General features: G+C 42.2%; 4 protein-coding genes and 1 pseudogene. All 5 read right to left on the bottom strand.

Annotated features, from left to right (window positions below):
- A partial coding sequence (locus DXB43_RS15570) for a GHKL domain-containing protein (RefSeq protein WP_243006695.1) occupies nt 1-345 on the bottom strand: 345 nt, incomplete at its 3' end.
- 202 nt (nt 346-547) lie between these two features.
- Nucleotides 548-1,258, bottom strand: a complete 711-nt coding sequence (locus tag DXB43_RS14765) for a DUF6040 family protein (RefSeq protein WP_014080632.1) — start codon at nt 1,256-1,258, stop codon at nt 548-550.
- Nucleotides 1,236-2,956: pseudogene (locus DXB43_RS14760) on the bottom strand (MobA/MobL family protein). The gene DXB43_RS14765 and the pseudogene DXB43_RS14760 overlap by 23 nt, the downstream one beginning before the upstream one ends.
- Nucleotides 2,932-3,237: a hypothetical protein gene (locus tag DXB43_RS14755; RefSeq protein ID WP_117719007.1), complete on the bottom strand. Its 306-nt coding sequence runs from the start codon at nt 3,235-3,237 to the stop codon at nt 2,932-2,934. Before DXB43_RS14755 ends, DXB43_RS14760 begins: the two are co-directional and overlap by 25 nt.
- A partial coding sequence (locus DXB43_RS14750; RefSeq protein ID WP_243006694.1) for a DUF3847 domain-containing protein occupies nt 3,237-3,521 on the bottom strand: 285 nt, incomplete at its 5' end. The genes DXB43_RS14750 and DXB43_RS14755, both read right to left, overlap by 1 nt.

Here is a 3,521-nt window from a genome sequence, read left to right as displayed (position 1 = left end):
TTCCAGCTTCTCTGCAGCCTCAATCGCATTATCTAATAAATTTCCAAAAATAGTTGTAATGTCGATTGGTGCAAGGAAATTCAGATTCACATTATCCACCTTTATGGTTACTGAAATACCTTTTTCCTTCATAACGGATTCTTTATCGGTAAGAAGAATGTTTAATATTGGATTTTCTGTGTATTGAACCGGAATGAGCGGCTTTAACAGTTCTCTGATTTCCGCTGCATATTCTCCTGCCGTATTCCCCTGCTCTGCACCATATAATCCTTCGATTGCTTTAATATGCTTATTTACATCATGTAATATGTGGACGGTTTGATCATATTTTTTTGTCTGCGTCAAATAGTATTCGTATTGTACCTTTGCCTGTTCCCTGCATTTTCTATATCGTCATGTTGATATTATTACTTTACTATCCTGCACACTCTCTGGGAGTGACTGTATCTATCAAAAAAGAAGCCAGCAGTTTATTCACGCACTGCTGACTTCCTATAATACTACTCATTTTATTTACTTCGCTGCGTCTCAGACAATTTTTTTATTTTTAAACATAACCTCTGTTTTCCCGCCATCCCTTTACATACCACCTGATTCCAACATATACCAGTTGCACGAATAATAAGAGAAATAGCAGATTGATTGGCAATACTTCCTTTATCCAATCCCCAAAGTAGATAGCTATTGCCATACTTACAAGTATCACCATTATGGTAATCATATCCCAACAGTATTTCTTATATAGCCCTGCAATCTTTATTTCGATAAATGCCAAAAGTATTCCCACACCCACCAGACATCCACCGCAAATCAATATTCTTATCAGCCAGTTTATAATTCCGGCAACGACAGGATTGGATATTCCATCACTAATCTGTGCCACGTTCTTTCCTGCCAGTACAACCCAGCCAGCAATGGTCTGTGTGAAAGTTGCGATTGTATCAAAGAATACCACGCAATCAGAAATAAATATTTTTGACCTTATCATCTGAAAAAGAGTAGTTGATACGGAATACCATATCAGCAGAAACATCAATGCTTCATACATGGCTGTTTTTGTTTTATATCTGCCTGCCAGTTTTTCCCTCTGCATATCATACTTTTCCTTAGCTTTCAGATAAGCTGTCTGTTTACAATTCCCGCACTTTTGATAGAGTACCGGCTTTTCAACCGGTATCTCTACTTTTTTCTGATGGGAGAGTGCATAATCCCGTTCCTGTTCTGCCTGTCTCTGCTTATCTCGACATTCCTCTATCATGGCTTGGACGGTGTGTGTTTTCTCTTTCTCGCTCTGCAACAATTCTTTTGTTTTCCTCAAGTCGTTCTTTAAGGCTTGAATGTTCTCTGTTTTGTTCTCGCTGTTTAACTTCTCGTTCAAGGTCAGCGATTCGTCGAGCTGCACTTTCAGTTCCCTGATAGTCCGGTCTTTCTGGTCGAGTTCTTCCTGCATCTGCTCTGTCAGCAGAAGCAACTCTTCCAGTTGATCGTCGCTCTTTGAGTTTCTTAATTCGTTCATCAATCGACCTTCCTTTCTCTAATTGCTGTTCAAGTTCAACAATTCGCTGTTCTGTTTCTGCAATAGCCGGTTCTCGCTGTTTAATTTCTGTGCCAATTCCTGCCATTGCTGATTTTCGTCTGTGAGTTTCTGTATCTGGTCTGCCTTTTCTTCCAGAAGCATCAACAGTTCTTCTGTATCCGGTAAGATTTGTAGCAGCTCTGACAATTCTTTCTCTAATTGCTGCAATCGTTCTTCCTGCTCCTGAAAGCACATCAGCTTCTCGTCCTTTTCCTGTATCTCCTGAAGCATCTCTGCCATGATATTCTGCTGTTCCTCTATCTGTGTAATCATTGCTTCCATCATGGGAATTACTTCTTTGCTTTCTTCTAATGTCATTCAACCACTCCCTCCACATCGACAATGCACCGGATACCTTACCAAAGGTTGCAATTACCTTTTGCAGCAGTGCATTTTGTTTTTTTATCATCTGGTTTTCCTCGATCTTCCATGAACCTTTCCTTATCTGCCCGGTGAGATATTTTTCCTCAATCTTCCTTGCATCTGCACCCTCATGAATCGTAGGGACTTTCAATTTGCCCTGTCTTTCATAAGAGCGGTGGTCAATCAGATTGTCTATGGATAAATGCCGGTTACACATCTTTGCCCATTCGCTTCGCCATAACTCACAATTCTTTGGATTGTTCCAGCCGGTAGCGTCAGTCAGAACCCTTTTCCATTGTTTTCTGTTTCTTGCCCCGACTTTCTGTACTCCGTTTTCATCAAGTACCGGAATACGGATTCCATGCCGGTCAGGATTTTTCTTATCCTGCCACCAGTCCGGGTGGGATTCATCAACCACGATATTTCCGTCAGTATCTCTGACAAAATCCCAGTCCTTGACTTCTTTGTTGCCCCATGAGTGATCTGGATTGAATGGTCGCATGGTTACAAGTAAATGCACATGTGGGTTCCCGTCGCCCTTATCGTGTATGCTCCAGTCGGCACACATTCCCTCGTCCACGAAAGTCTTTTGAATATATTCGGTTGTATAATCAATCTGTTCCTGTCTGCTCCATTCTTTCGGCAGGGAAAATTCAAATGAGCGTCCAAGCTGTGCATCTGCATTTTTTCTATCTTCAATACCTCATTCCATAACCGCTGTTTCTGAAATGTGATTTTAAACTTTTCCAGTGCGGCTTCCTTATCATCCGCTCTTTTATAACGGATAGACTGTTGAAACCTTTTTATATTTTCTTCCGGTACATGCAGCCATTCAGGAGGTGCATTTTCGCACATCATCAGACTGGTGTAGACGACTTCCTTTTTGGAAGTGTAGTAGCTGATCCTGCCTGTTTCCTCATTTTTCATCACATCTCCATTAAGATATGCAGATGCGGATATGACAGATTTTCCTTTACTGCGTCCGACAATCTTTACTGTAAAATGAAATATCGCCATGTTATGATTCCCCCTTTCTGCCGTATCCGGCATTGATTTCCGACAGCATCTTCTTCTGGTTTTGCAGGAGTGAAGCTGTCGGAACGCCCTCTGCGCAAGAGTGCCCCCTGCGACATGAGCAGGTCTGGCTGAAAGCCCCGTCGACGGAACGAGCCCGGCAAGCGTAAGCGCAGACCGGTTGCCACTTGTGGCAAACTTATAAGGACGACCTCTGGTTGTCCATAAGTGCGCCCTTCATTCAAAGGCAATGAAGGGAATGGAAAACCCACTCCCTCCGCCATTACACTTCCTCCATGTCTGTAACTAATTCTTTCTGCATCGCTTTTGAGAAAAACTTCCCGTTTGTTTCCTGCCTTTTTAAGAATCCTATCAACTTTGGTAAATCTTCCTCCTCAATCGGACAGCCAAGAACTGATTCCACCGCTCCTCCAATCTGACAGAGCCTGTGGGTTCGTTTTTTACTTTCTTCCGCTTTCTTTCTCTTTTCCAGTTCCTTCCGCTGTGCTATGAGCTTTTTTGTAGCTTCAATGCTTTCCTGTTCCTTTTTCTCTAATGCACGTATTCT

The organism is Roseburia sp. OM04-10BH (genome assembly GCF_003462605.1).
GTDB lineage: Bacteria > Bacillota > Clostridia > Lachnospirales > Lachnospiraceae > Roseburia_C > Roseburia_C amylophila.
This window is presented reverse-complemented; position numbering and strand designations above follow the sequence as displayed.

Coding starts and splice junctions, on each gene's coding strand:
- DXB43_RS14765 (WP_014080632.1), bottom strand. CDS start 1,258: ATGATAGAGGAATGTCGAGATAAGCAGAGACAGGCAGAACAGGAACGG.
- DXB43_RS14755 (WP_117719007.1), bottom strand. CDS start 3,237: ATGGCGGAGGGAGTGGGTTTTCCATTCCCTTCATTGCCTTTGAATGAA.